Here is a 24,461-nt window from a genome sequence, read left to right on the forward strand (position 1 = left end):
TCCATACGGCCAGCCGATGTCCCCAGGTACCCTCCATCGCAACAGTGAAAGTGCAGTCCTGCCGCAGCGCGTGTTGCTGGTGGAGAACTCGCGCACGTTCACCAGCATGCTGCGCGAAGCCATCGAGCAACGCGTGGAACTGCCGGTCACGGTCGTTTCGACCCTGGCCGAAGCCGCACGCGTGCTCGACGAAGAGGATGGCTGGTTTCTGGTCCTGACCGGCTTGGTGCTGGTCGACGGCGACCGCGACAAGGTCGTGGAATTCTTTCTCTCGCGCAACCTGCCGACCGTGGTGGTCAGCGGCGTCTACGACGAAGACCTGCGCCAGCGCGTGCTGCAGCAGCAGATCATCGATTACGTGCTCAAGAACGCGCCCGGCAGCATCGAATACCTGGCCTGGCTGGTGCAGCGCCTGGAGCGCAATCGCCGCATCGGTGCGTTGGTGGTGGACGATTCGTTGTCCGCACGCACCTACGCCGCCGCGCTGCTGTCGATGTACGGCTACCGGGTGGTGCTGGCGGCCGACGGCGCGGCCGGGCTGGAAGCGATCGAACGCGATCCTGGCATCCGCCTGACCATCGTCGACCAGGAAATGCCGGGCATGGAAGGCGTGGAATTCACCCGCCGGCTGCGTGCGATCCGCTCGCGCGACAAGGTGGCGGTGATCGGCATCTCCGGCAACAGCGACTCGTCGCTGATCCCGCGCTTTCTGAAGAACGGCGCCAACGACTTCTTGCGCAAGCCCTTTTCGCGCGAGGAATTCTTCTGCCGGGTCTCGCAGAACGTGGACCAGCTGGAACTGATCGGCACGCTGCAGGATCTGGCCACGCGCGACTTCCTCACCGGCCTGCCGAACCGGCGCTACTTCCTGGAGCAGAGCCAGCGGGTGATTCCCAAGCTGCTGTCGCAGGACCAGTCGGTGACCGCGGCGATGCTCGACATCGATCACTTCAAGCACATCAACGACACCTGGGGCCACGAAGCCGGTGACCAGGCGCTGCGTGCGGTGGCGGCCTCGGTGTCCGGACATGCGCGCCCGCAGGACCTGGTGGCGCGCTTCGGCGGCGAAGAATTCTGCCTGCTGGTGCCGGGGCTGGATGCAGCCAATGCCACCAGCTACTTCGAAACCCTGCGCGAACGCATCAGCGCGCTGCGCGTGCGGATCGGCGAGGACACCCTGAGCATGACGGTGAGCATCGGCGTGTGCATTGCGACCGAAGGCGAGCAGTCACTGCATCACCTGTTGAACGAAGCCGACAAGCATCTGTATCTGGCCAAGGCCGGCGGCCGCAACCAGGTGCGCCTGGCGAGCTGATCCCGCCTTGACCGCAGGTCCGGGCGGCGCCTGCAGATGACGCGCTTCACCAACGCCTTGATCCAGATCAACGCGCTGTCGGCGCGTGCGGCCTAGCCTGTGCCCATCGCATTGGGCAAGGTACTTCGATGGCACGGCTGGTCTGGCAGGACGACCTCAACACCGGGATCGAGGTCATCGATCACCAACACCGGCGCATCGTGGACATGATCAATCAGTTGCATGTGGCGCACACCAGCCTGCAGCGCCTGGCCGTGGGCGAGGTGATCGACGAGCTGATCGACTACACCCTGTCGCATTTCGCGTTCGAAGAAGAATTGATGCAGGAATCCGGCTACCCCTTCAGCCTGGCGCACGCGCGCGTGCACCAGGTCTTCGGCAAGCGTGTTGGCGACTATCGGCTGCGCTTTCAGGCAGGCGAGGACGTCAGCGAAGACCTCCGCAACATGCTCTCGCGCTGGTTGTTCAACCACATCCGCGGCGACGACCAGGCGTACGCGCCGCAGGTCATCGCCCATCTGAACCAGTTCGCGCGCACCCACCAGCACGGCAGCTGGCTGGGACGCACCCTGAAGCGGATCTTCCGCTAGCGATCCTTCCGTCGGAAACGCGTCCGCGCGCGACAAGCCGGTCTCGCAGGAGTCCAGCGCGCGCCATCAAGCCTATGCGAACGGCGTGCGCTGCATCGTCCGGCGATGCGATCGCCGCGCGACCATCAACGCCAGCAGGCTCAGCACCGCGGCAGCGCCCAGATAATGACCTACCGCCTGCACGCCGTAGCGTGCGGCCAGCTGCGTGGCGACATACGGTGCCGGCGCCGCACCCAGGATGCTGGCCAGATTGAACGACAACGATGCGCCGGTGTAGCGCACCTCGGTGGGGTACAACTCCGCCAGCAAGGTGCCGCATGGGCCGTAGGTCAACCCCATGAAGAAGAAGCCCAGCGCAAGAAAGGCCAGCACCTGCAACGGGTGACCGGCCTGAAACAACGGCGCGAACGCCAGGCCGAAGGCGATGATGGCGATGCTGGCCAGCATCATCGCCAGCGGCGCGCCATGGCGGTCGCCGAACCTGGCCGACACTGGAATGCCGGCGGCAAAGAACACGATGCCGGCCATCTGCAGCAACAGAAACTGTTCCTTGTCGTAGCCCAGCGTCTTGGTGCCGTAGCCCAGCGCGAACACGGTCATCAGATAGAACAGCACGAAGGTGGCGAACGCACCCAGCGTGCCGATGATCAACGCCGGCCAGTGCCGCGAGAGCACCGCACCCAGCGGCAGGCGCACGCGGGTCTTGCGATCCAGCGCCCGTTGGAAGTCAGGGGTTTCGGTAATGCTCAGGCGCACCCACAAGCCGGTCAGCACCAACAACGCGCTGGCCAGGAACGGAACGCGCCAGCCCCATGCCATGAAGGCGGCATCGTCCAGCACCGCGCCCATACCCAGAAAGGTACCGGTGGACAACAAGAACCCCAGCGGCGCACCCAGCTGCGGAAACATGCCGTACCACACGCGCTTGCCCGGTGGCGCGTTTTCGGTGGCCAGCAGCACCGCCCCGCCCCATTCGCCGCCCAGGCCCAGGCCCTGACCGAAGCGACACACCGCCAGCAGCGCGGGCGCGAGCACGCCGATCTGCGCGTAGCCGGGCAGCAGCCCGATCGCCACCGTGGACAGGCCCATCGTCAGCAAGGCCGCCACCAGCGTGGCCTTGCGCCCGACCCGATCACCGAAATGCCCGAACACCGCCGAGCCGACCGGCCGCGCGATGAAGGCCACCGCAAAGGTCGCCAGCGACTGCAGCATCGCCGCACTGCCATCGCCGGCCGGAAAGAACAACGTCGGGAACACCAGCACCGCAGCGGTGGCATAGATATAGAAATCGAAGAACTCGATGGTGGTGCCGATCAGGCTGGCAAACAGCACGCGCGCAGGCGAATTGGTGGGTGTGGCGAGCGGCGCAGCGGCAGTCATCGTGGGTCGGCATCCATGGAACGAGACGGCCGATTCTGGCAGATCGGGGCAACGCTTTGCGCAGGCAAACGGGTCGGTGAAAAGTTACAGGCGTGACCGATGGGGCTGTGGATCGCGTCCTGCTCGTCTTGAACCAGATGTGTCCGACCAAGTGTCCGGCAACGCGTCACCGGAGACTGTCACCTGCTTGACCTGCAAGGTGTGAGGTGTGAAGTCTTTGCGTCTGCTGCAGGGCCCTTGCCCGCCCACCATCGCAGGACACGCCGCAAGTACGTTCTTGTGGCTCTGTGGCGGCATCCATGCCGCCAAAGGTCCCGCGACGGTGGGCGGGCAAGGACCAGTTGGGTTGGTCGTTCTGCACAGCTTTCAAAGCAGCAGGAACTGGCTCAGCCGCCCTGTGACGACTGCCCTGCTGATCGCTGCATCTGTTCCGCCAAACCGACCGGCGTCAATACCGCAAACTGCCGCTCGCCGCGATCTTCCACGCGCACCCAATCCGGACCGGGTTGCCCGTCCAGGTTTGCCGTCCCCAACCAGGCAAGCGTGCGCAGCAGCACGCTCATGCGCACGCCCAGCTGCTTGCAGAGCTTCGGCAACGACACGCCCTCGGGCGCGTCGGCCAGGGTATGCAACAGCTGGGCGGTGAGCTGCGGATCAGCGGACAAGCACCGCTCCGATGTCGCGTGGCGCTGCATCCGCAGTTTCGGCGCGATGCGGCAGCACGATCACCGGAATCGACTTGGAGGTGGGCGTACGCGCTTCGTCGGCAAAGCTCGACAGCGGCACCAATGCGTTGGTTTCCGGGTAGTACGCCGCCAGGCAGCCGCGCGGGATGTTGTAGTCCACCAGCAGGAAGCGACGTGCCTCGCGCCGCACGCCGTCATCGCACAGGCTTTCCAGGTCCACCCAGTCGCCGGCTTTCATGTTCAACGCCGCGATGTCGGCGCCATTGATGAACAGCACGCGACGTTCGCCGAACACGCCGCGGTAGCGATCGTCCAGCCCGTAGATGGTGGTGTTGTACTGATCGTGCGAGCGCGTGGTGGCCAGCGTAAACACCATCTGGTCGGTCCGGGTACGCCGTGCGCGATGGATCGGGTTGTCGGTCGGCACCGCATGCGGCTTGAACACCGCGCGCTGTTCCGGGGTCACCCACTGGCGATCGCGCGCGGTATTGGACAAGCGGAACCCACCGGGTGTGCGCACGCGCTCGTTGAAGCCGGCAAAGTCCGGGAACACCTGCGCAATCAGGTCGCGCACGCGGTCGTAGTCGCCCACCAGCCAGCGCCAGCGGATCGCGCTGCGCGCGCCCAGCGTGGCTTCGGCCATGCGCGCCACGATCGCCGGCTCGGACAGCAAATCAGGCGAAGCCGGCGGATTGATGCCGGCCGACAGGTGCACCATGCTCATCGAATCTTCCACCGTCACACCCTGCGAGCCGGCGTCCTGGATATCGATCTCGGTACGGCCCAGGCACGGCAGGATCAGCGCATCGCGCCCGTGCACCAGATGGCTGCGATTGAGCTTGGTGGTGACGTGCACGGTGAGTTCGCAGTTGCGCAGCGCGCGGTGCGTGGCATCGGTGTCCGGCGTGGCCGCGGCAAAATTGCCGCCCATCGCGAAGAACACCTTGCCGCGCCCGTCCAGCATCGCCTCGATCGCGCCCACGGTGTCGAAGCCGTCTGCGCGCGGTGGCGCAAAGCCGAACACCGACTGCAGCTTGTCCAGGAATGCGGCGGGCGGCTTTTCGTAGATCATCATCGTGCGGTCGCCCTGCACGTTGCTGTGCCCGCGCACCGGGCACACGCCCGCGCCCGGACGGCCCAGGTGGCCGCGCAGCAACAGCAGGTTGGTGATCATGTGGATGGTGGCCACCGAATGCTTGTGCTGGGTGATGCCCATGCCCCAGCAGGCGATCACGCGCTCGGCATTGAGATAGATCTCGCCGGCCTTGCGCAGCGCCGCCTCGTCCAGACCGGACTCCTCGACGATGGTGTCCCAGCGCTCGGCCTGCACATCGGCCGCGAAGGCGTCGAAGTTGGCGGTGTGCTCGGCAATGAAATCCAGGTCCAGCAACCGCGGCGTGCCTTCGCGCTGGGCCTGCGCGTCGCGCTCCAGCACATGCTTGATGATGCCCTTGAGCGCGGCCAAATCGCCGCCGATCTTGAGCTGGAAATAGTCCGATGCGATACGCGTGGAGCCGTTGTGCAACATCTCCAGCTTGTCCTGCGGGTCGGCGAATTTTTCCAGCCCGCGCTCGCGCAGCGGATTGAAGGCCGCAATCGCCGCGCCACGCTTGGAGGCCTCACGCAACTCGCCCAGCATGCGCGGATGATTGGTGCCCGGATTCTGGCCGAAGATGAAGATGGCATCGGCCAGTTCGAAATCGTGCAAGGACACCGTGCCCTTGCCCACGCCGATCTGCGAACGCAGCGCGGTACCGGACGGCTCGTGGCACATGTTGGAGCAGTCGGGGAAGTTGTTGGTGCCGAACTCGCGCACGAACAACTGATACAGGAAGGCCGCCTCGTTGCTGGTGCGCCCGGAGGTGTAAAAGATCGCCTCGTCCGGGGATGCCAGCCCATTGAGATGGCTGGCGATCTGCGCAAACGCAGCGTCCCAGCTCACCGGCACGTAGTGGTCGGTGGCCGCGTCATAGCGCATTGGGTGGGTCAGGCGGCCCTGGCCTTCCAGCCAGTAATCGCTGTACTGCGACAGCAGGCTGACGCTGTGCGAGGCGAACAGCTCCGGTCCGGCGCGGCGCGCGGTGGACTCGGCTGCAACGGCCTTGGCGCCGTTCTCGCAGAACTCGAAGGTGGAGGTGTGATCGCGGTCGGGCCAGGCGCAGCCCGGGCAGTCGAAGCCGTCCGGCTGGTTGGCATGCAGCAGCGTCTTGGCGCCCTGCACCGCGATGTCCTGTTCCATCAGGTGCTTGGCGACCGAGCGCAAGGCGCCCCAGCCACCAGCGGGATTGTCGTACTGCTTGATGGTCTTCTTGCTCATGCGGGCTCTCCCACGGCAACACCCAGGTCCAAGCGTTGTGGATGGCTGTAAACAACACAATCGTGATTGCGGGCAAACCCGATCAGGGTCAGTCCCGCGCTGTCGGCCAGGCTGATCGCCAGGGCAGTCGGTGCCGAAATCGCTGCCAGCAGCGGAATCCGGGCCTGCGCGGCTTTCATGGCCATTTCGTAACTGGCGCGGCTGGTCACCACCGCAAACCCTTGCGATGCATCGATGCGCGCGCGCGCCAATGCACCGATCAACTTGTCCAGGGCGTTATGCCGGCCCACGTCTTCGCGGACCAGCTGCACCACGCCGTTTGCATCGGCCCAAGCAGCCGCATGCACCGCACCGGTCTGCGCGGCAATCGGCTGCTGCGCATGCAAGGCCTCCAGCGCACGCGCCAATGCATCCGCATCGATCCGCAGCGTGGACTGCACCACCGGCGGCACACGCAGCACCGCCTCGATCGATTCATTGCCGCACACGCCGCAACCGCTGCGCCCGTCCAGATTGCGCCGCCGCCGGTCCAACGCGGCCGTGCGCTCGGGCGGCACCTCGATCTGCAGCGAGGCGCCTTCCAGAAACGTCTCCACCGCCACCACGCGCAGGTCCTGCGCGTGATCGACGATGCCTTCACTCAAGGAAAACCCGAGGGCGAAATCCTCCAGGTCCTCCGGCGTGGCCATCATCACCGCGAACGGCACCTGGTTATAGATCAGGGCAACCGGCATTTCGGCCGCCACCATGTCCTGCACCGTGGCACCGCGACCGCCGCGATGGCGGATCACGCTGCGCACCACACTACCCGGGCGCACCGTGCGGGAAGACGGACTGGTCATCTCACCTCAATGGAACAGCACGAAGGCTTTCTGCAGGGTCACCCAGATGCCGAAGGCCATGGGGATGCCAACAGCCAGCCAAGCAAACGCCACCAGTGCGGGGTTGCCGCCATGACCGATGCGCGCCATCTGCTCCGGCGGCAGCACCGCATGCCCGCTGCGGTCGACCTTCTCGTGCGCCAGCTGCTTTTCGCGTGCCAGCTCGTCGGGCGTCATGAAGTGACGCGCGGCCACCGGACGCACCAACAGATTGCAGATCAGGCCGAGCACGAGCATGCCGGCCAGGATGTACATGGTGGTGTTGTAGACCTGTGACGGCGGGCTGCCGTGCGCCAGCTGGTACTCGCGCATATACCCCACCACCACCGGGCCGAGGATGCCGGCGGTGGCCCACGCCGTCAGTAGACGGCCGTGGATGGCGCCGACCATCTGGGTGCCGAACAGATCGGCCAGATAGGCGGGAATGGTGGCAAAACCGCCGCCGTACATCGACAGGATGATGCAGAAGATGCCCACGAACAGCGCGATGCCGCCCACGCCACCGGCCGACGGCGCCGCGGCGTACAGGCAGATGCCCAGCACGAAGAACAGCGTGTAGGTGTTCTTGCGACCGAGCTTGTCGGACATGCTGGCCCAGAAGAACCGGCCACCGATGTTGAACAGGCTCAGCAGGCCGGTGAAGCCGGCCGCGATGGCCGCGATGCTGGCCAGTTGGGTCGGATCCAGGCTGCCGAAGCCGACGTCCACCCCGATCAGACGGCCGCCGAACACTTCCTGCAGCATCGGCGAAGACATGCCGATCACGCCGATACCCGCCGAGACGTTCAGGCACAGCACGCCCCACAGCAACCAGAACTGCGGGATGCCCCAGACCTTTTTCACGTGCACATGGTTGGCGGTGATCATGGCGTTGTTGCTGGCCACCGGCGCGGTCCAGCCGGCCGGGGTCCAGCCGCTCGGCGGCACGCGATAACCGAACGCGCCGGCCATCATGAAGACGAAGTACAGCGCGGCCATGACCAGGAAGGTTTCCATCACGCCCACCGAGGTCGGCGTGGCGAAGTGGCGCATCAGCGCGTCGGCCAGCGGGCTGCCGATCATCGCACCGCCACCGAAGCCCATGATCGCCATGCCGGTCGCCATGCCGCGACGGTCCGGGAACCATTTGATCAGCGTGGACACCGGCGAGATATAGCCCAGGCCCAGGCCGATGCCGCCGATCACGCCCGAACCCAGCCACAGCATCCAGATCTGATGGAAGTGGATGCCGGCCGCCGAGATCACCAGGCCGCCGCACCAGCACAGCGCCGAGACCACGCCGGCCTTGCGTGGGCCGGCACGTTCCAGCCAGCCGCCCCAGATCGCCGCCGAACAGCCCAGCAGCACGAAGAACAGCGTGTACATCCACTGCAGCTCGCTGATCTTCCAGTCGCAGGTGGTGGCTACCATGCGCGCGAACAGGCCCATGTCGGCCGGGCAGGCAATCGCTTCGGTGATGCCCAGCGCCTTGGACAACGGCAGCCAGAACACGCTGAAGCCGTAGGCCATGCCGATGCACAGGTGGATCGCCAATGCTGCCGGCGGTACCAACCAACGATTGAACCCCGGCCGCGCAACGATGCGCTCCTTGGACAGCAGACCGGCGTCAGCGCCGCTGGCTGTCGCCACGGTGGACCCTTGCGTCATTCCCATTCCCCAAAAATAAAGTGCGATGAACTGCGATAAAGACGATTGACGGCTGCGATCGATTGGCGTGTTGCGATAAGGGCAGCGACGACAACCAGGCCCAACTGGCGGTTGTCTGGCGCATCATCGACAATCCTTGCCGCTTTGCAATGCTTGGCGACGCCCCCGTAGCGTTCCATCGCATGGCCATCCCCACGCCACGCAGGCGTTCTGAGAGGTTAGCGGCCGGGGCTGCGACTAATTGACTAGTTCTTATGGACTAACTCCACAGGCGCCGGCCGGGCGCCCCGCGCCATGTGCCGCATTCCCGCCATCGCCCGGGTGACGGCCGACACGATGCCTGCGTACAGTCGGGGCGACACCCCGCAACGGAGCCGGCCATGCACGACCCACTTGCGCACGACGACGCGCCTGCGCTGCCTGCACCCGGGCCGCTGGAGGCGTTCTGGATGCCGTTCACGGCCAACCGCCAGTTCAAGGCGCGCCCTCGCCTGCTCGCCTCCGCCGCCGGCATGTATTACCGCGATGTCGATGGCCGGCAGATCCTTGACGGTACCGCCGGCCTGTGGTGCTGCAACGCCGGCCACGCACGCGAGCGGATCGTGGCGGCAATCCGCGACCAGGCCGGCACGTTGGACTTTGCCCCCACCTTCCAGATGGGCTCACCGCTGCCATTCGTGCTGGCGCAACGCCTGGCCGCCCTCGCCCCGCCCGGCCTGGGCCATGTGTTCTTCACCAACTCCGGCTCGGAGGCAGTGGATAGCGCGATGAAGATCGTGCTGGCCTATCACCGCCTGCGCGGCGAGGGCCAGCGCACCCGCTTCATCGGCCGCGAGAAGGCGTACCACGGGGTGGGCTTTGGTGGCATGTCGATCGGCGGGCTGCCCAACAACCGCAAGTGGTTCGGCCCGTTGCTGGCCGGCACCGACCACCTGCGCCACACCCTGGATCTGCAGCGCAACGCCTATTCGCGCGGGCTGCCGGTGCACGGTGCCGAGCTGGCCGACGATCTGGAGCGGCTGATCACCCTGCACGATGCCTCCACGATCGCCGCCGTGTTCGTCGAGCCGGTGTCCGGCTCGGCCGGGGTGATCCTGCCGCCGGAGGGTTACCTGCAGCGGCTGCGCGCCATCTGCGACCGCCACGGCATCGTGCTGGTGTTCGACGAGGTGATCACCGGCTTTGGCCGGGTCGGCGAAGCGTTCGCGGCGCAGCGCTTCGGTGTCACCCCGGACATCATCACCGCCGCCAAGGGGCTGACCAGCGGCACCGTGCCGATGGGCGCGGTGCTGGTGGCCGATGCCATCTTCGATGCCTTCATGCACGGCCCGCAGCAGGCGATCGAGCTGTTCCATGGCTATACCTATTCCGGCCACCCGCTGGCCTGCGCGGCGGCGATCGCCACCCTGGATACCTACGCCGAAGAAGACCTGTTCACGCGTGCGATCACGCTTGGCACGCAGTGGGAAGCAGCGCTGCATGGCCTGCGCGGCCTGCCGCACGTGATCGACATCCGCAACATCGGCTTGATCGGTGCGATCGAGCTGGCGCCGCGCGACGGCGCCCCCGGTGCGCGCGGCTACGAGGTGTTCGAGCGCTGCTTTCACGACGGCGGCCTGCTGGTGCGGGTGACCGGGGATGTCATTGCGCTGTCACCCCCACTGATCGTCAGCCCCGAACAGATCGGGCAGATGGTCCAGACGCTGGCGGGGATCCTGCGTCAGCTGGAGTAAGTGTGGCCGAGGGGGGCAGCCCGGGTGCGTAGCGGGCGTGGCCGCAACGGCACTGCTCTGTTCGACTCGCCGTGCGATGGGGCGCTTGGCGGGAAGCGGCCTTTCCAGCACATGCTCGACAACGCCGCGGCATCCATCCGGGTCGCGGCAGTGGCCGGCGGCACCGCGCACGGATCGTGCCGCCTGCGTGCGGCAGTCAGGCAGTCCGTTTGCGGCACCGCCGGCCCGCTGCCGCGTTCGCCATCCAAACGTGCTCGCGTGTCACGCCGCAGGCAGCACGTCAAGCGCGCAAAGCCGGGGCAGGCTCACTACAATGCCGGCCCCGCACTCCCCCGCCGTTGCCGCATGAACATCGTTGTTAAAGAAGAACTCAAGGCCTATATCGACCCGCTGACCCCCGACGAGCACGAGGCGCTGGAGCGCAGCCTGCTGGCTGAGGGCTGCCGCGACGCCTTGGTGCTGTGGGGCGATGTGCTTGTGGATGGCCACAACCGCTATGGCATCTGCCAGAAGCACGGGCTGCCATTCCAGACCGTGCAGAACCCACGCTTCCAGTCGATGCAGGACGTGCATCTGTGGATGATCGAGCAGCACCTGGGCCGGCGCAGCGTCTCCGACTTCCAGCGTGGCGTGCTGGCGTTGCGCAAGCGCGAGATCCTGGCGCTGCGCCAGCGCACCCAGCGCGATGCCGATGCCGCCGCCGAAGCGCCCCTGCAGGCCGACGCGCACGCGGCAAGCAGCGGCGATGACGGCGCCATGCGTGACAGCAGCGCCGCCCAAGCGACCGAAGACACCGACAGCCCGCCGTGGGAAGAGACCTCCACCCCGGTCAGCCGCGCCGAGCTGGCACGCGAGGCGCGCCTGAGCAGCAACCAGGTGGTGATGATCGAGCGCATCCACAAACAGGCCGCCCCGGAAGTGGTGCAGGCGGTGAAGTCCGGCGAGATTTCCATCAGCGCCGCTGCTGCCGTGGCCACCTTGTCCGAAGACGAACAGCGCGCCGCCGCACAGGCGGGCAAGGCCGAACTGAAGCAGGCCGCCAAGCGCGTACGCGACGCCAAGCGCAAGCCCAAGTCCGACGAGGCCGAAGCCGGCGAAGCCGAACGCCGCGACCTCAAGGCCTTGCAACGCCGCGTCACCGAGCTGGAAAACGAAAACGCCGCCCTGCAGTCCAAGGTCGCCGCACTGCAATCGCAGCTGGAGCGCCTGCGCGGCTGAGTAAGCGACCGATGGAACGCCTGACCCTGGTTGCCCTGCGTAGGAGCGCCCTTGGGCGCGATGAGGCATTCCCAGTAACGCCCAATCGCGCCCAAGGGCGCTCCTACGTGCAGGGAGAGGGATCGCGCCAGGTGACGCCGGTATGGCGTGTGGTCGTGGACATGCCCTGGTCAAACGACTGAGTACACTTCGGTCATGGAACCCAGTCTCAGCACTCCCCGCCCCATCGATCCGCGTCGCGCGCAGCTGCAGCGCATGAAGCTACTCGCAGTAGCGTTGCTGCTGGCCATGTTCGCCGGCTTTGTCGTCAGCCACCTGATGGGCGAGCAAGGCATCTGGGCCTGGGTGTCGGCGTTTTGCGAAGCGGCCACGGTCGGCGCACTGGCCGACTGGTTTGCGGTGGTGGCGCTGTTCCGCCGCCCGATGGGCCTGCCGATCCCGCACACCGCCATCCTGCCGCGCGGCAAGGAGCGCCTGGCCGATGGGCTGGCAGTGTTCGTGCGCGATCAGTTCCTGGCGCCCGAGGCGTTGATGGACAAGCTGCGCGTGTTCGACCCGGCCAGCCGCCTCGGCGAGTGGCTGGCCAAGCCCGAGCAGGCACGCATGCTGGCGCAGATGGCGCGCGGCTGGATGTTGCAGGCGCTGGAACTGCTGGACGAAGCGGCGGTGCGGCGTGCCATCCAGCGGTTTGTCGTGGACCGCCTACGCAAATGGAATGCCGCCGCCACCGTCGGCGATGTCCTGGCCCTGCTCACCACCGATGGCCGCCATCAGAAGTTGCTGGACGAAGTGCTGCTGCGGCTGGGGCAATGGCTGGACCAGGAACAGGTCAAGACACGCGCCTCCGCGCTGATCGTGCGCTATGCGCGACGCGAGTGGCCCAAGCTGGTCGGCACGGTGAACTGGGTCAAGCCGATCGAGGAGATCGGCGACAGCCTGGCCGACCGCATGGCGCGGGCCGCGCTCGAAGAATTGCAGGACATCCTCACCACGCCCGACCATCCCATCAGGCTCGACTACGAGGCCTGGCTGCAGGGCTACATCGCGCGCCTGCGCGACGAGCCGGAGATGGCCGCGCGCGTGGAAGACCTCAAACAGCGCGCGATCGAACATCCGGCATTGCAGGAATATGTGCAGGGGCTGTGGGGCGAAATTCGCGATGCACTGCGCAATGACCTGGCGCGTGAAGAGTCGTCGATGGCCGCGCACATGGAGCGCTCCATGCAGTCGCTCGGCCAGGCCCTGTCGCAGGATCCTTCACTGCGCGAGGCGCTCAACCAGCATATGTTGCAGGCCGCCGACAAACTCACCACGCGGCTGCGCGCATCGGTCACCGAGCACATCGCGTCGACCATGAAAAGTTGGGACGAACGTCACCTCGTAGAACAATTGGAATTGGGTGTCGGCCGCGATCTGCAATACATTCGCTTCAACGGAACGTTGGTCGGTGGACTGATCGGCCTTGCCCTTCACGCACTGTCGATCTGGCTATCGTTCTGATGCACTGACACGACGATGATCGCCCAGACGGTGCGGCCGATGCCGCGGGGGACACTGCACGCAGCCGGATGATCGTCAGGCGGTACCACGAAGCCGACAGTGTTGTCGGCCAGCACACTGGGCACGCAACAGGCAAGGCAAAGGGACGAAGATGCCGAACGGCCGCTGGGATCTGCGCAGGAAATACGGGCGCCGCGCGTTTGCCAGCGTCTTGCTGATTCTCACCGCAGGCCTGATTGCGGCCATCGCCACCGGAGTCTGGCTCCACCGGCACAACGAGCTCGAGCGCGAGCAGCGTTTTCAGTCTGTGGTGCGCACCTTGGCGCGCAACATCAGCGAGCGCATGTATACCTTCGAGCACGGCCTGCGCGGTGCGCGTGGCGCGGTGATCGGCGCCGGCAGCGATGTGATCAGTCGAGAGCGCTTCACCCTCTACAGCCGCTCGCGGGATTATTCGCGCGAGTTCCCCGGCGTGCTGGGGTACGGCTATATCCACCGGGTCGCACCGTCCGAGGAGGCCGCGTTCCTGCAGGCCGCACGCGCCGACGGCGCACCGGACATCCACCGGCGCCTGCTCGCGCCGTGGGAAGGCGAGCGCTACCTCGTGCTGTATTTCGAGCCCGAATCCTCGGGCAACCGCCCGATCGGTCTGGACATCGCCTCCGAACCACGGCGCCGCGCCGCCGCCTTGCAGGCCGCGCGCAGCGGCTCCCCGATCATGACCTCGCCGATTTCGTTGTCGGGCTACCGCGTGCCCACCGAAAGCGGCTTTCTGGTGCTGCTGGCGGTCTATCGCGAGGGCATGCCGCTGCAGACCCCGCAGCAACGCATGGCGGCCACCAGCGGCTGGGTGTATGCGCCCTTCAGTGTCGAGCAGATGGTGCAAAGCGCGCTGGGCGAGCGCAACGACGTGGCGCTGGACCTGTCCGACCGCAACGAGCCGACCCACAATTTCTATCGCAGCGGTACGCCGATCAGCGACAGTGCGCGGCGCCCGCCGGTGGTGCAGTTGTTGCCCATCTATGGCCGCACCTGGGTCATCACCGCCCAGCCGACCGCCAGTTTCGTGGCCTCGCTCAACCAGACCTCGCCCTGGCTGGTCGGCGGCCTGGTCATGGCTACCTCGGTGTTGTTTGCCGCCTTGCTTGCGCTGTATTTCAGCAACGGGCTGCGTCGCGAAGAAGTGCTGCGCAAGCAGATGGAACTGGCCGCGCTGGTCAGCCATTCCAGCGAGGCCATCGTCGCCGAAACACCGGACGGCCGCATCACCCACTGGAATCCGGCGGCCGAGGCCATGTTCGGATACACCGCCGACGAGGCGATCGGCCAGGACCTGACAGGACTGCTGTCACCGCAGCCCTATGCGATGCCGCAGGTCGACCACGCCGACGATGCGCGTCTGGGCAACGCCTCTGCAGCGCAGCGCATGCGCCACCGCGATGGCCAGCACGTGCACGTGCTGGCCAGCAAGGCACCGATCATCGATGCCGATGGCACGCTCAGCGGGCATTCGCACTTCTTCCGCGACATCTCCGACCGGGTGCGCTCGCATCAGCGCATCGTCGACCTCAATGCCTCGCTCGAACATCAGGTGGCCGAGCGCACCAGCGAACTGGTGAAGTTCTCGGTGTTGCAGCGCGCGATCCTGGCGCACGCCGGCTACGCCATCATCGCCGCCGACTCCAGCGGCTTTGTCACGCTGTTCAACCCGGCTGCGGAAAAACTGCTGGGCTACACCGCCGAGGATGTGATCGGCCGTCGCAAGGTCAGCCAGTTCGTCGAAGCCGAAGAATTGCAGGAACGCGCGCACCGGCTGTCAGAACAGACCGGCGTCCCGGTGGCGCCCACCCTGGAGGCGGTTGCCGCGCTGACCAGCCTGGGGCGCAGCGACACCAGCGAATGGACCTACGTCGGTCACGACGGCCGCCGGCTGCCGGTGCTGCTGACCTTGAGCACCTTGCGCGACGACAACGACCAGGTGATCGGTTACCTCGGCGTCGCGGTGGATCTGACCGAGCAGAAACTGCACGAAAAACAGCTGCGCCTTGCGATGGATGCCGCCAAGAGCGCCAACCAGTCCAAGTCCGATTTCCTGGCCAACATGAGCCACGAAATCCGCACGCCCATGAATGCCATCCTGGGCATGTTGTACCTGCTTCAGCGCAGCGAACTTCCCGGCGCGGCGCAGGACATGGTCACCAAGATCGATCGCTCCGCGCGCACCCTGCTGGAAATCATCAACGACATCCTGGACTTCTCCAAGATCGAAGCCGGGCGAATCGATCTGGAACATGCGCCGTTCGACCTCAACCAGTTGTTCGACAACATCGCCGACCTGATGCGCTCTTCGCTCAGTGCAAAACCGGTGGAGATGATCGTGGAGCTATTGCCGCGCGAGGGCCGCTGGCTGCTGGGCGATGCACTGCGCATCAACCAGGTGCTGGTCAACCTGGTCGGCAACGCCATCAAGTTCACCGAGGAAGGCGAAGTGGTGCTGTCGGTGCGGCGCTTTCCCAGCGGTGACCCCAACAAGGTCAAGCTGCTGTTCTCGGTACGCGACACCGGCATCGGCATTTCCAAGGAAAAGCAGAGCCTGATCTTCTCCCCGTTCCTGCAGGCCGACACCTCCACCAGCCGTCGCTATGGCGGCAGCGGGTTGGGCCTGACCATCAGCCGACGCCTGATCGAGCTGATGGGCGGCGAGCTGGAAGTGGAAAGCGTGCCCGGCCGCGGCAGCGAGTTTTACTTCGTGGTGACGCTGGAAAAGGCCGCGCCCCCCACTGCGCATCAGGAGCTCCCGGCGCTGCCGCCGGAGGCGATGCCGCGGGTGTTGATCGCCGACGACCACGATGCGGCGCTCAACAACCTGGTGCGTATCACCACCGAGCTCGGCTGGCGCGTGGACGCAGTGGCAAACGGCCAGGCCGCGCTGGCCGCCATCGAACAGGCCAGCGAGCCGTACGACATCTTCCTGCTCGACTGGCGCATGCCCGACATCGACGGCGTGGCGATCGCCCGCCAGATCCGCGCGCGCGCAGCGCCCGGTCCGCACCCGGTGATCGTGATGGTCACCGCCTACGAACGGCGCCTGCTGGAGCAACACCCAGAACAACAGGACCTGGACGCGGTGATGACCAAGCCGGTGACCACCGCCGCGTTGCATCGGCTGGTGGAGCAACTGGTGGAACAGCGTCCGGGCGCGCGCCCGGTGGCGCCGACCTTCGTCGCAAGGCGGCTGGAAGGCGCACATCTTCTGCTGGTGGACGACAGCGACATCAACTGCGAGGTGGCGCAACGCATCCTCGAAGGCGAAGGTGCCATGGTCACCGTCGCCCATGACGGCGAGCAGGCGGTCAACACGCTCAAGCGCGCGCCCGATCTGTTCCACCTGGTGCTGATGGATGTGCAGATGCCGGTGGTGGACGGCTACGAAGCCACCCGCCGGCTGCGGCAGATTCCTGCCCTGGCCAGTCTGCCGGTGATTGCATTGACCGCCGGTGCCTTCCGCCCGCAACAGGAAAAAGCGCTGGAGGCCGGCATGAACGGCTTCATCGCCAAGCCGTTCAACGTCGAGGAACTGGTCACCGCGATCCGCCATTTCATGCGTCCCGGGGCCAAGCGCATTCCGTCGCTGCCGCACGAAACCGCCGTGGCGGCCGGTCCGGCGTGGATGCACGACACACCGGAGCTGCTGGACGCGGCGCGTGCGCACAGCCTCTGGCGCGACCGCGAGCCGTACGTGCGTTATCTGCTCAAGCTGCTGCGCGACAACCCGGACCCGGCCGAGGTGGCGGCCGAGCACCTGCGCCGCAACGAGCTGCCCGCCATCGGCGCGCTGGCGCACAAGCTGCGTGGCGCTGCCGGCTCGCTGGCGCTGCCGGCCCTGGCCGGCGCGGCGGGCGATCTGGAAACCCGCATCGAAGACGGCCACGACATCACCGCCTCGTTGCTCGCGCTCAAGGACGTGATGCAGCGCACCGCCGACGCGATTCGCGCCTTCGTGCAGGACGATGCGCAGGAGCCCGACAGCGACGATGCCGGCGTTGCGCTGGATGCCGACAGCCTGCAGATCCTGCAGGCCGCCTTCGCCAGCGACGACGCCGACAAGATCGACCACGCACTGCTGATCTGCGCACCGCGCCTGCCGCGCAGCCTGCAGGAGGAACTGCAGCGCGCGGTGGAGGACTTCGACTTCCGCCGCGCCGAAGCCACCCTGCGCGACTGGCACGCCACCCACCCACGCTGACCGCGATCTCCTGCCCGACTGCAAGGATCCTCCATGCCGTCCCGTCCCCTGCTCTGTGTCGACGACGAATCCAGCAACCTGGCCACCTTGCGCCAGCTGCTGCGCGACGATTTTCCGCTGGTCTTCGCCAAGACCGGCAGCGAGGCGCTGGATGCGGTGACGCGCCATCAACCGGCATTGATCCTGCTGGATGTGGAACTGCCCGACATGGACGGCTACGCGGTGGCTCGCACGCTCAAGCAGCAGCCGGCCAGCCAGACCATCCCGATCCTGTTCGTGACCGCGCGCAGCAGCGAACAGGACGAACGCGCCGGGCTGGACGCCGGCGCGGCGGACTACGTCAGCAAGCCCTACTCGCCGGCCCTGCTCAAGGCGCGCATCGGCACGCAACTCAAACTGGCCGAATGCACACGCCTGGCGCAGCAATACCGCGACGCGATCCACCTGCTGGGAACGGCCGGCCAGGGCCAGGACCTGGACACGGGCGCACATATCTGGCGCATGGCGGTATACGCACGTGTGCTGGCCGAAGCCGCCGGCTGGCCGCCGCAGCAGGCCCAGATACTGCAGGATGCCGCACCGCTGCACGACGCCGGCAAGATCGCCGTGCCCGGCAGCATCCTGCACAAGCCCGACGCGCTGGACGAGCACGAGCGCTCGGTGGTACGGCAACACCCGCAGGCCGGGCACGACCTGCTGCGCCACGGGCGCGGGCCGGTGTTCCAGCTGGCCGCCGACATCGCCCTGCATCACCATGAGTGCTGGGACGGCAGCGGCTACCCGCAAGGGCTGGCCGGCGAAGCCATCCCGGAGGCGGCGCGCATCGTGGCGGTGGCCGATGTGTTCGACGCGCTGTGCGGCCGGCGCGCGTACAAGGCGCCGTGGACGGTGGAAGACGCCATGCGCAAGATCGAGAGCATGGCGGGCAAGCAGCTGGAACCGCGCCTGGTACAGCACTTCCGCGAGGCATTGCCGCAGATCCTGCAGATCAAGGACGCCTGGGACAGCCCTGCTGCATAGCGCTGATTCGGGTAGCCAAGACAACCGCCCATTCGCGATGTCGGGTTGGCGGTCTTCCGCCGTACCCTCACCCCAACCCCTCTCCCGCCGGAAGAAGGGGCTTTGCCCAGGTGCCATCACTGTCCGCATGCGGCAGCTTGATCCTTCTCCCTTCGGGAGAAGGTGGCGCGCAGCGCCGGATGAGGGTTCCGCATGCGGCAGCTTGATCCTTCTCCCTCCGGGAGAAGGTGGCGCGCAGCGCCGGATGAGGGTTCCGCATGCGGCAGCTTGATCCTTCTCCCTCCGGGAGAAGGTGGCGCGCAGCGCCGGATGAGGGTGCGGGCAGCTTGGGGACGACCAGCCGACGACGCATCACGTCGCGCGCCCTCTATCGCCATCGCACGCTGCTACCTCACCACTAGCCGCTTCAGCCGCAAATCTCTGCATCAACACCAGCGTCCACCATCCACACCACTGCGTCTGCATCGACAAGCACGCACTGTTGCCCAAGTGCCCTTGAACCCCGCCCCCCACCAGCGGACAATACCCATGTTGCGCCGCACAACACCGTGCGACGCGGGCCGATCCGGATGCCCCACTGGCGCCGTCGATGCAGCCCCGCAACCGAGAGTCCGATGTCTTCCAGCGTGTCCGACGCCGGCACCGCCCCGCCGCGTTATCCCGACTACCGCATCATTTCGCTGATCCTGGCCTGCGCCATCTTCATGGAGCAGATGGATGCCACCGTGCTGGCGACTGCGTTGCCTACACTGGCGCGCGACTTCGGCGTGGCCGCGCCGGCCATGAGCATCGCCATGACCAGCTATCTGCTGGCGCTGGCGGTGCTGATCCCGGCCAGCGGCGCCATCGCCGACCGCTTCGGCCTGCGCCGCGTGTTCGGCGCCTCGATCTGGGTGTTCGTCGCCGGCTCGATCCTGTGTTCGCTGGCCGACAGCCTGCCCACCATGGTGGCCGCACGCGTGCTGCAGGGCGCTGGCGGCGCGATGATGGCCCCGCTCGGCCGGCTGATCCTGCTGCGCACGGTAGAGCGCCGCCATCTGGTCTCTGCGATGGCCTGGACCCTGGTGCCCGCCTTCATCGGCCCGATGCTGGGGCCGCCGCTGGGCGGGTTCTTCGTTTCGTATCTGGACTGGCGCTGGATCTTCTACATCAATGTGCCGATCGGCATCGCCGGCTTCCTGCTGGTGCGCCGGTTCATCCCGGAGATTCCCACCGAGACTGCGCCAACACGTTTCGATCTGCGCGGCTTCGTGCTGTGCGGCGTGGCGCTGGGCTGCCTGTTGTTCGGCCTGGAAATGGTCAGCCAGGACGACGGCATCGGCGTGGCCAGCTGGTTGCTGGCCACCGGCGCGGCCGCTGCGCTGGGCTATCTTTGGCATGCGCGCAACCACCCCGCCCCGTTGCTGGACCTGAGCTTGCTGCGCATCGATTCGTTCCGGCTGTCGGTGATCGGCGGCGCACTGATGCGCATCACCCAGGGCGCGCATCCCTTCCTGCTGCCCTTGCTGTTCCAGATCGGCTTCGGCATGAGCGCCGCGCACAGCGGCCGCCTGATCCTGGCCACCGCACTGGGCGCGCTGCTGATGCGCAGCATCACCCCGCAGCTGCTGCGCCGCTTCGGCTACCGCAACAGCCTGATCGGCAATGGCGTGCTGGCCAGCCTGGGCTACATGGTGTGCGCGCTGTTCCGCCCCGACTGGCCAGCGGCGCTGATGTTCGGCCTGCTGCTGTGCTGCGGCGCCTTCATGTCGTTCCAGTTCGCCGCCTACAACACCATCGCCTACGAAAACGTGCCCAGCGCGCGCATGAGCCGCGCCAGCAGCCTGTACACCACCTTGCAGCAGCTGATGCTCTCGGTGGGCGTGTGTGCCGGCGCGATGATCCTCAAACTGGCCATGCTGGCCGGCGACCACACCCAACCGGCGCAGCGCGATTTCTCGCTGGCGTTCTGCGTGGTCAGCCTGATCTCGCTCAGTGCCACCTGGTGGCATGTGCGTTTCGACAAGGATGCCGGACAGGAAATGAGTGGGCACCGCGCCAAGTGCTGAACGATCCCGGCGCCTTGCACGCGCATTACGTGCATGTGGGGCACATGACGTGCCGCGGCACCCGTTGAATCGCGGGAACACGAACGTCTGTCGCACGTGACCGCATCAGGGCGGGCAGGATGCGCCGCTCCGCCACAGCTTCGGGACGGCGCAGCATCCAGCCAGCGCCCCGCCTATGCGCCAGAAGGCGGCAGGGCGGCCAGGATCGCGTGTCGGCAGGCAGCAAGAATGTCGTCGGCAAGCGGAGAGTCGTCAGGGCACGCCCTGGACAGCACGATGGCACCGACGGCGTGCGCCATCAGGTCCAGCTGCCTGGCACGCGTTGCCGCCGCCTCATCGTCGCCTGCCTGAGTGTCGTGTGCGGCAAGCCCGGCCACGATGCGCTCGATGCCGTCTGCAAAGGCGGCTCGAACTTCTTCCGATTGACGTGCGGCATCGGCGCCCAACGCGGCCATCGTGCACCCGGTTGCCGGGTTGTCGCGATGTGAGCGCGAAACATACAGGTTGACGAATTCGGACGCGTCGACCTGGGCGCTCTGCTCCACCGTCTGTGCGATGCCGCAGACAGCGGACTCGGCCATCAGCGCCGCCTTGGACCGGAACTGCTTGTAGAAGCCGCCATGGGTAAAACCGGCCGCGCCCATCAGGTCCGCCACCCCGACGCCGTCATAGCCCCGCTCGCGAAACAGCCTGGACGCGGTGGCGACCACATGGGCTCGGTTGGCCTGTGCCTGCGCCTTGCTGACCTTCATGTCCAACCTCTAACGAGGACCCTCCTCGAAAGGCCCAGCATACATTGATGCCGCTCGTCATCAAAACCTTGACCTTATAGATGATGAAGGCAATCATTGGCACTTGCCCGGTTGCGTCCCGCGCGACCGGGCGACACGCACATTCCGTTTCGGCTCCCCCTCCTGCCAAGGTTTCCCATGTCCCCACGTTCTGCTGTCCTCATCACTGGCGCCTCCGCCGGGATCGGCGCCGTCTACGCCGAACGCTTCGCACAACGCGGCCACGACCTCGTACTGGTCGCACGCGACCAGGCACGCCTGGATGCGCTTGCCACGCGTCTGCAGGGCGCACACGGCATCAGCGTCGATGTGCTGCAGGCCGACCTCACCCAGCCGGCCGATGTCGGCAAGGTCGAGGCGCGCCTGCGCGACGATGCGCAGATCGGCGTGTTGATCAACAACGCCGGCATCGCCCAGTCCGGCGGCATCCTGGAGCAGAACGCCGACACGATCGAATGCCTGATCGCGCTCAATATCACTGCCCTGACGCGTCTTTCCGCTGCGGTCGCCCCGCGCTTTGCGCAGTCCGGCAGCGGCGCGATCGTCAACCTCGGCTCGGTGGTGGGCTTCGCTCCCGAATTCGGCATGAGCGTGTATGGCGCCACCAAGGCCTTCGTGCTGTTCCTGTCGCAAGGCCTGCACCTGGAGCTGGGTGCCAAGGGCGTGTACGTGCAGGCAGTACTGCCGGCCGGCACGCGCACCGAGATCTGGGAGCGTGCAGGGATCGACATCAACACGCTCAGCGACCTGATGGATGTTGGCGAACTCGTGGATGCCGCGCTGGTCGGCTTCGACCGTCGCGAGCTGGTGACCATTCCGCCGCTGCAGGTGGCCGAGCGTTGGGACGCACTGGAGGGCGCACGTCAGGGAGTGTTGTCCGATCTGAAGCAGGCGACTGCAGCCGAGCGCTACCAGCTACGCCCCTGATGATTCAACCCCGTGCACTGCCAGTAGCCAATGCCGCCGCCGCGGCAGGCAGGCTAGGCGCATGCCGATGCGCCTCGTGCCGCCAGCAGTCATTCCACCAAACGCTCCCGTGGCACTCAAGCTGCACCCAATGAGTTGCGAGCACGGCAGGTGACGGCAGCCGCGGTTCGGGCACCCGTCACTCATCCCGACGACAGGATTGGATTCCAACCACATGAAAGCACTCACCTTTCAGCGCTATGGCAAATCGCCCGGAGTCGGTTTTTCCGAGCTGCCACGCCCGACCCCCAAGCCCAACGAATTGCTGGTCGAGGTGCACGCTGCATCGGTCAACCCGGTCGACAACATGATCATGGCCGGCACCTTCAAACCCATTCTCACCTTCGACCTGCCCGCCACCCTGGGCAGCGATCTGGCAGGCATCGTCACCGAGGTTGGCAGCCGCGTCACCCGCTTCAAGAAGGGCGATGCGGTCTTCGCCAGCGTGTTCGATCTGGGCACCGGCACGCTCGCAGAATTTGCGGTGGTGCCCGAAAGCGCTGCCGCACTGAAACCGGCGAATCTGGACTTCGTGCAGGCCGCCTCCATTCCCATGGTCGGGCTCACCTCCTGGCAGGCGCTCACGGAGCGCGCCAGACTGCAGCACGGCCAGAAGGTCTTCATTCCCGCCGGCTCCGGTGGCATCGGCACCTTCGCCATCCAGCTCGCAAAGCAGATCGGCGCGCACGTGGGCACCACCACCAGTACCGGCAATGTGCCGCTGGTGCGCAGCCTTGGCGCCGATGAGGTGATCGATTACAAGACCCAGAAATTCGAAGACGTGCTGCGCGGCTACGACGTGGTACTCGGCACCACCAAGGGCGATACGCTGGAAAAATCGCTCGGCATCTTGAGGACGGGCGGCAAGATCATCTCGCTCGTCGGCCCACTGGATGCGGCCTTCGCCCGCGCCCGGCGCTTGAACGGTCTGCTGACGCTGGTGTTCGGGCTGATGAGCCGCAAGATCAAACGCCTGGCCAAAAAGCGCGACGTGTCCTACGCATTCCTGTTCGTTCGCCCGGACGGCACGCAACTGGCCAAACTCGGCGAACTGCTCGAAGCCGAACGCATCCGCCCGGTCATCGACACGGTGTTTGCGTTCGACCAGGCAAAGCAGGCGCTGGAGTATCTGGCGCAAGGCCGCGCCAAGGGCAAGGTGGTCGTCAAGATCAGATAAGGCAGTGAACTGGTCACGGCAATCGGTGCAGACCCACGCATGCGAAAGGTCGCACCGACGGCGAATGCCATTCAGTCACTGATGACCACACTATCGCGGCATTCGTGCGCAGGTCGCCATCGATGAGCGCCACCTGCGCTGTATCACTCAATCGCTAAACCTTGAGCGCAATTCGGTCCAGCGCATCCGGGTCTCCCGCCAACAACGCTGCTCGCAGCCAGAATGGAGGAAGTCCGACGCCGTTGATGACCGACGTTCGCACTGCACCTTACGATGCAGCTGCAAGACGTTCCTGCAACGCATGCAGCGAATCCTTTCCCGACGCAGCCAGCGCACGCGACGCGTAGAGCAGGCGATCGGTGAGCTCGCCACCCAGGCCAGGTTGACCCGCCTCGCGGGCCGCCTCACCGGCGTGCAGCATCTCCAACACGCCCTGCAGCCCGAGCAAGCAGTGATCGATATGCGCGCATTTGAGAGCCAGGCCAAATTGCATCGGCAGATCGGACCAATGCAGGCCGTTGGTGGCTTCCGCACCACGTGACTCGGACAGGCGACGGAAGAACACGTCCTCACGCGCATCACCATGATCGGCCACGGTATGGGCGGTCGGCTGCGAGGCGGTTGCAGTAGTGGCCGAATGGACAGGATTGGTACGCGGCATGAGGATCTCCTTGGATAGTGGAGAGCACCGCCATCGTTGACCGGCGCTCGTGCGCCTTGGATTTCGGGCTTCCACACCCGTCTGCAGGATCTACTGCAGCTAAGCGATACTCATCGGACTATTCGAGAGTGTCAAGAAGCCTGGGATTGTTCACCTACTCGCGTGCGTCGTCTGACATGCCTCTGGCATGCAGACATGCTCACAGAAAGGCAGCGCGCGTGTCGTCGCTGACCGGATGTGGACCACGCGATTGGCCGACACCCGGACGACGCATTGGGCTCGCGA

General features: G+C 66.2%; 18 protein-coding genes. 10 read left to right on the top strand and 8 right to left on the bottom strand.

Features of this window, described 5'->3' with window-relative positions; translation table 11 throughout:
• The first annotated feature begins 16 nt into the window (after nt 1-16).
• Together ACCQ10_RS12285 and ACCQ10_RS12290 are read left to right on the top strand one after the other, a co-directional pair.
• Entirely contained in the window at nt 17-1,315 is a 1,299-nt protein-coding gene (locus ACCQ10_RS12285) for a diguanylate cyclase (protein ID WP_039407869.1), read from the top strand.
• A gap of 128 nt (nt 1,316-1,443) precedes the next feature.
• Nucleotides 1,444-1,905 (top strand): bacteriohemerythrin, encoded by a 462-nt coding sequence (locus tag ACCQ10_RS12290; protein ID WP_372360803.1) that lies wholly within the window; start codon nt 1,444-1,446, stop codon nt 1,903-1,905.
• Nucleotides 1,906-1,977: 72 nt separating this feature from the next.
• Here the strand turns inward: ACCQ10_RS12290 and ACCQ10_RS12295 are convergent, their stop codons facing one another.
• From ACCQ10_RS12295 to ACCQ10_RS12320, 6 genes are all read right to left on the bottom strand, one after another.
• Nucleotides 1,978-3,285: an MFS transporter gene (locus tag ACCQ10_RS12295; RefSeq protein ID WP_372360804.1), complete on the bottom strand. Its 1,308-nt coding sequence runs from the start codon at nt 3,283-3,285 to the stop codon at nt 1,978-1,980.
• Between the two features lie 386 nt (nt 3,286-3,671).
• The gene (locus ACCQ10_RS12300; protein WP_372360805.1) at nt 3,672-3,950 is read right to left on the bottom strand and encodes a hypothetical protein; all 279 of its coding nucleotides are present in this window, start codon (nt 3,948-3,950) and stop codon (nt 3,672-3,674) included.
• Nucleotides 3,940-6,288: an FdhF/YdeP family oxidoreductase gene (locus ACCQ10_RS12305; protein ID WP_179453917.1), complete on the bottom strand. Its 2,349-nt coding sequence runs from the start codon at nt 6,286-6,288 to the stop codon at nt 3,940-3,942. The genes ACCQ10_RS12300 and ACCQ10_RS12305 overlap by 11 nt, the downstream gene beginning before the upstream one ends.
• Nucleotides 6,285-7,130: a formate dehydrogenase accessory sulfurtransferase FdhD gene (fdhD, locus tag ACCQ10_RS12310; protein ID WP_372360806.1), complete on the bottom strand. Its 846-nt coding sequence runs from the start codon at nt 7,128-7,130 to the stop codon at nt 6,285-6,287. The genes ACCQ10_RS12305 and fdhD overlap by 4 nt, the downstream gene beginning before the upstream one ends.
• Nucleotides 7,131-7,136: 6 nt before the next feature.
• A complete protein-coding gene (locus ACCQ10_RS12315; RefSeq protein WP_039407881.1) occupies nt 7,137-8,816 on the bottom strand; it encodes an OFA family MFS transporter in 1,680 nt (559 codons plus the stop codon).
• On the bottom strand, nt 8,813-8,995 hold the full coding sequence (locus ACCQ10_RS12320; protein ID WP_372360807.1) for a hypothetical protein: 183 nt from the start codon (nt 8,993-8,995) through the stop codon (nt 8,813-8,815). Before ACCQ10_RS12320 ends, ACCQ10_RS12315 begins: the two co-directional genes overlap by 4 nt.
• A gap of 201 nt (nt 8,996-9,196) precedes the next feature.
• Here ACCQ10_RS12320 and aptA point away from each other — a divergent pair, with 201 nt between their 5' ends.
• The 6 genes from aptA (at nt 9,197) to ACCQ10_RS12350 (ending at nt 20,581) form a co-directional block, all read left to right on the top strand.
• Nucleotides 9,197-10,549 (top strand): omega-aminotransferase AptA, encoded by a 1,353-nt coding sequence (aptA, locus tag ACCQ10_RS12325; RefSeq protein ID WP_372360808.1) that lies wholly within the window; start codon nt 9,197-9,199, stop codon nt 10,547-10,549.
• Between the two features lie 345 nt (nt 10,550-10,894).
• Complete coding sequence (locus ACCQ10_RS12330) at nt 10,895-11,767, top strand: plasmid replication/partition related protein (RefSeq protein ID WP_372360809.1); 873 nt, start codon at nt 10,895-10,897, stop codon at nt 11,765-11,767.
• 195 nt (nt 11,768-11,962) lie between these two features.
• Entirely contained in the window at nt 11,963-13,267 is a 1,305-nt protein-coding gene (locus tag ACCQ10_RS12335) for a DUF445 domain-containing protein (protein ID WP_372360810.1), read from the top strand.
• Between the two features lie 151 nt (nt 13,268-13,418).
• The gene (locus tag ACCQ10_RS12340; RefSeq protein ID WP_372360811.1) at nt 13,419-17,513 is read left to right on the top strand and encodes a CHASE domain-containing hybrid sensor histidine kinase/response regulator; all 4,095 of its coding nucleotides are present in this window, start codon (nt 13,419-13,421) and stop codon (nt 17,511-17,513) included.
• Nucleotides 17,514-17,546: 33 nt separating this feature from the next.
• Nucleotides 17,547-18,533, top strand: a complete 987-nt coding sequence (locus tag ACCQ10_RS12345; protein ID WP_372360812.1) for an HD-GYP domain-containing protein — start codon at nt 17,547-17,549, stop codon at nt 18,531-18,533.
• Nucleotides 18,534-19,147: 614 nt separating this feature from the next.
• Nucleotides 19,148-20,581 (top strand): DHA2 family efflux MFS transporter permease subunit, encoded by a 1,434-nt coding sequence (locus tag ACCQ10_RS12350; RefSeq protein ID WP_372360813.1) that lies wholly within the window; start codon nt 19,148-19,150, stop codon nt 20,579-20,581.
• 173 nt (nt 20,582-20,754) lie between these two features.
• On the opposite strand, the gene ACCQ10_RS12355 is transcribed toward ACCQ10_RS12350, so the two are convergent.
• Complete coding sequence (locus ACCQ10_RS12355; RefSeq protein ID WP_184440199.1) at nt 20,755-21,333, bottom strand: TetR/AcrR family transcriptional regulator; 579 nt, start codon at nt 21,331-21,333, stop codon at nt 20,755-20,757.
• Nucleotides 21,334-21,510: 177 nt separating this feature from the next.
• Between ACCQ10_RS12355 and ACCQ10_RS12360 the strand changes: the two genes are divergently transcribed.
• Complete coding sequence (locus ACCQ10_RS12360; protein ID WP_372360814.1) at nt 21,511-22,299, top strand: SDR family NAD(P)-dependent oxidoreductase; 789 nt, start codon at nt 21,511-21,513, stop codon at nt 22,297-22,299.
• A 214-nt stretch (nt 22,300-22,513) separates the two neighbouring features.
• The gene (locus ACCQ10_RS12365; RefSeq protein ID WP_372360815.1) at nt 22,514-23,515 is read left to right on the top strand and encodes an NADP-dependent oxidoreductase; all 1,002 of its coding nucleotides are present in this window, start codon (nt 22,514-22,516) and stop codon (nt 23,513-23,515) included.
• 268 nt (nt 23,516-23,783) lie between these two features.
• Here the strand turns inward: ACCQ10_RS12365 and ACCQ10_RS12370 are convergent, their stop codons facing one another.
• Nucleotides 23,784-24,080, bottom strand: coding sequence for a hypothetical protein (locus ACCQ10_RS12370; RefSeq protein ID WP_033481698.1), 297 nt, complete (start codon nt 24,078-24,080; stop codon nt 23,784-23,786).
• Nucleotides 24,081-24,461 lie beyond the last annotated feature (381 nt).

The organism is Xanthomonas sp. NCPPB 1325 (genome assembly GCF_041477645.2).
Taxonomy (GTDB): Bacteria; Pseudomonadota; Gammaproteobacteria; order Xanthomonadales; family Xanthomonadaceae; genus Xanthomonas; species Xanthomonas cannabis.

What these genes read in the sequence shown, in the direction of transcription:
- aptA (WP_372360808.1), top strand. Translation starts at nt 9,197, where the DNA reads ATGCACGACCCACTTGCGCACGACGACGCGCCTGCGCTGCCTGCACCC.
- ACCQ10_RS12295 (WP_372360804.1), bottom strand. Translation starts at nt 3,285, where the DNA reads ATGACTGCCGCTGCGCCGCTCGCCACACCCACCAATTCGCCTGCGCGC.
- ACCQ10_RS12355 (WP_184440199.1), bottom strand. Translation starts at nt 21,333, where the DNA reads ATGAAGGTCAGCAAGGCGCAGGCACAGGCCAACCGAGCCCATGTGGTC.
- ACCQ10_RS12360 (WP_372360814.1), top strand. Translation starts at nt 21,511, where the DNA reads ATGTCCCCACGTTCTGCTGTCCTCATCACTGGCGCCTCCGCCGGGATC.
- ACCQ10_RS12320 (WP_372360807.1), bottom strand. Translation starts at nt 8,995, where the DNA reads ATGGAACGCTACGGGGGCGTCGCCAAGCATTGCAAAGCGGCAAGGATT.
- ACCQ10_RS12285 (WP_039407869.1), top strand. Translation starts at nt 17, where the DNA reads ATGTCCCCAGGTACCCTCCATCGCAACAGTGAAAGTGCAGTCCTGCCG.
- ACCQ10_RS12345 (WP_372360812.1), top strand. Translation starts at nt 17,547, where the DNA reads ATGCCGTCCCGTCCCCTGCTCTGTGTCGACGACGAATCCAGCAACCTG.
- ACCQ10_RS12315 (WP_039407881.1), bottom strand. Translation starts at nt 8,816, where the DNA reads ATGACGCAAGGGTCCACCGTGGCGACAGCCAGCGGCGCTGACGCCGGT.
- ACCQ10_RS12330 (WP_372360809.1), top strand. Translation starts at nt 10,895, where the DNA reads ATGAACATCGTTGTTAAAGAAGAACTCAAGGCCTATATCGACCCGCTG.
- ACCQ10_RS12365 (WP_372360815.1), top strand. Translation starts at nt 22,514, where the DNA reads ATGAAAGCACTCACCTTTCAGCGCTATGGCAAATCGCCCGGAGTCGGT.
- fdhD (WP_372360806.1), bottom strand. Translation starts at nt 7,130, where the DNA reads ATGACCAGTCCGTCTTCCCGCACGGTGCGCCCGGGTAGTGTGGTGCGC.
- ACCQ10_RS12305 (WP_179453917.1), bottom strand. Translation starts at nt 6,288, where the DNA reads ATGAGCAAGAAGACCATCAAGCAGTACGACAATCCCGCTGGTGGCTGG.
- ACCQ10_RS12350 (WP_372360813.1), top strand. Translation starts at nt 19,148, where the DNA reads ATGTCTTCCAGCGTGTCCGACGCCGGCACCGCCCCGCCGCGTTATCCC.
- ACCQ10_RS12290 (WP_372360803.1), top strand. Translation starts at nt 1,444, where the DNA reads ATGGCACGGCTGGTCTGGCAGGACGACCTCAACACCGGGATCGAGGTC.
- ACCQ10_RS12335 (WP_372360810.1), top strand. Translation starts at nt 11,963, where the DNA reads ATGGAACCCAGTCTCAGCACTCCCCGCCCCATCGATCCGCGTCGCGCG.
- ACCQ10_RS12340 (WP_372360811.1), top strand. Translation starts at nt 13,419, where the DNA reads ATGCCGAACGGCCGCTGGGATCTGCGCAGGAAATACGGGCGCCGCGCG.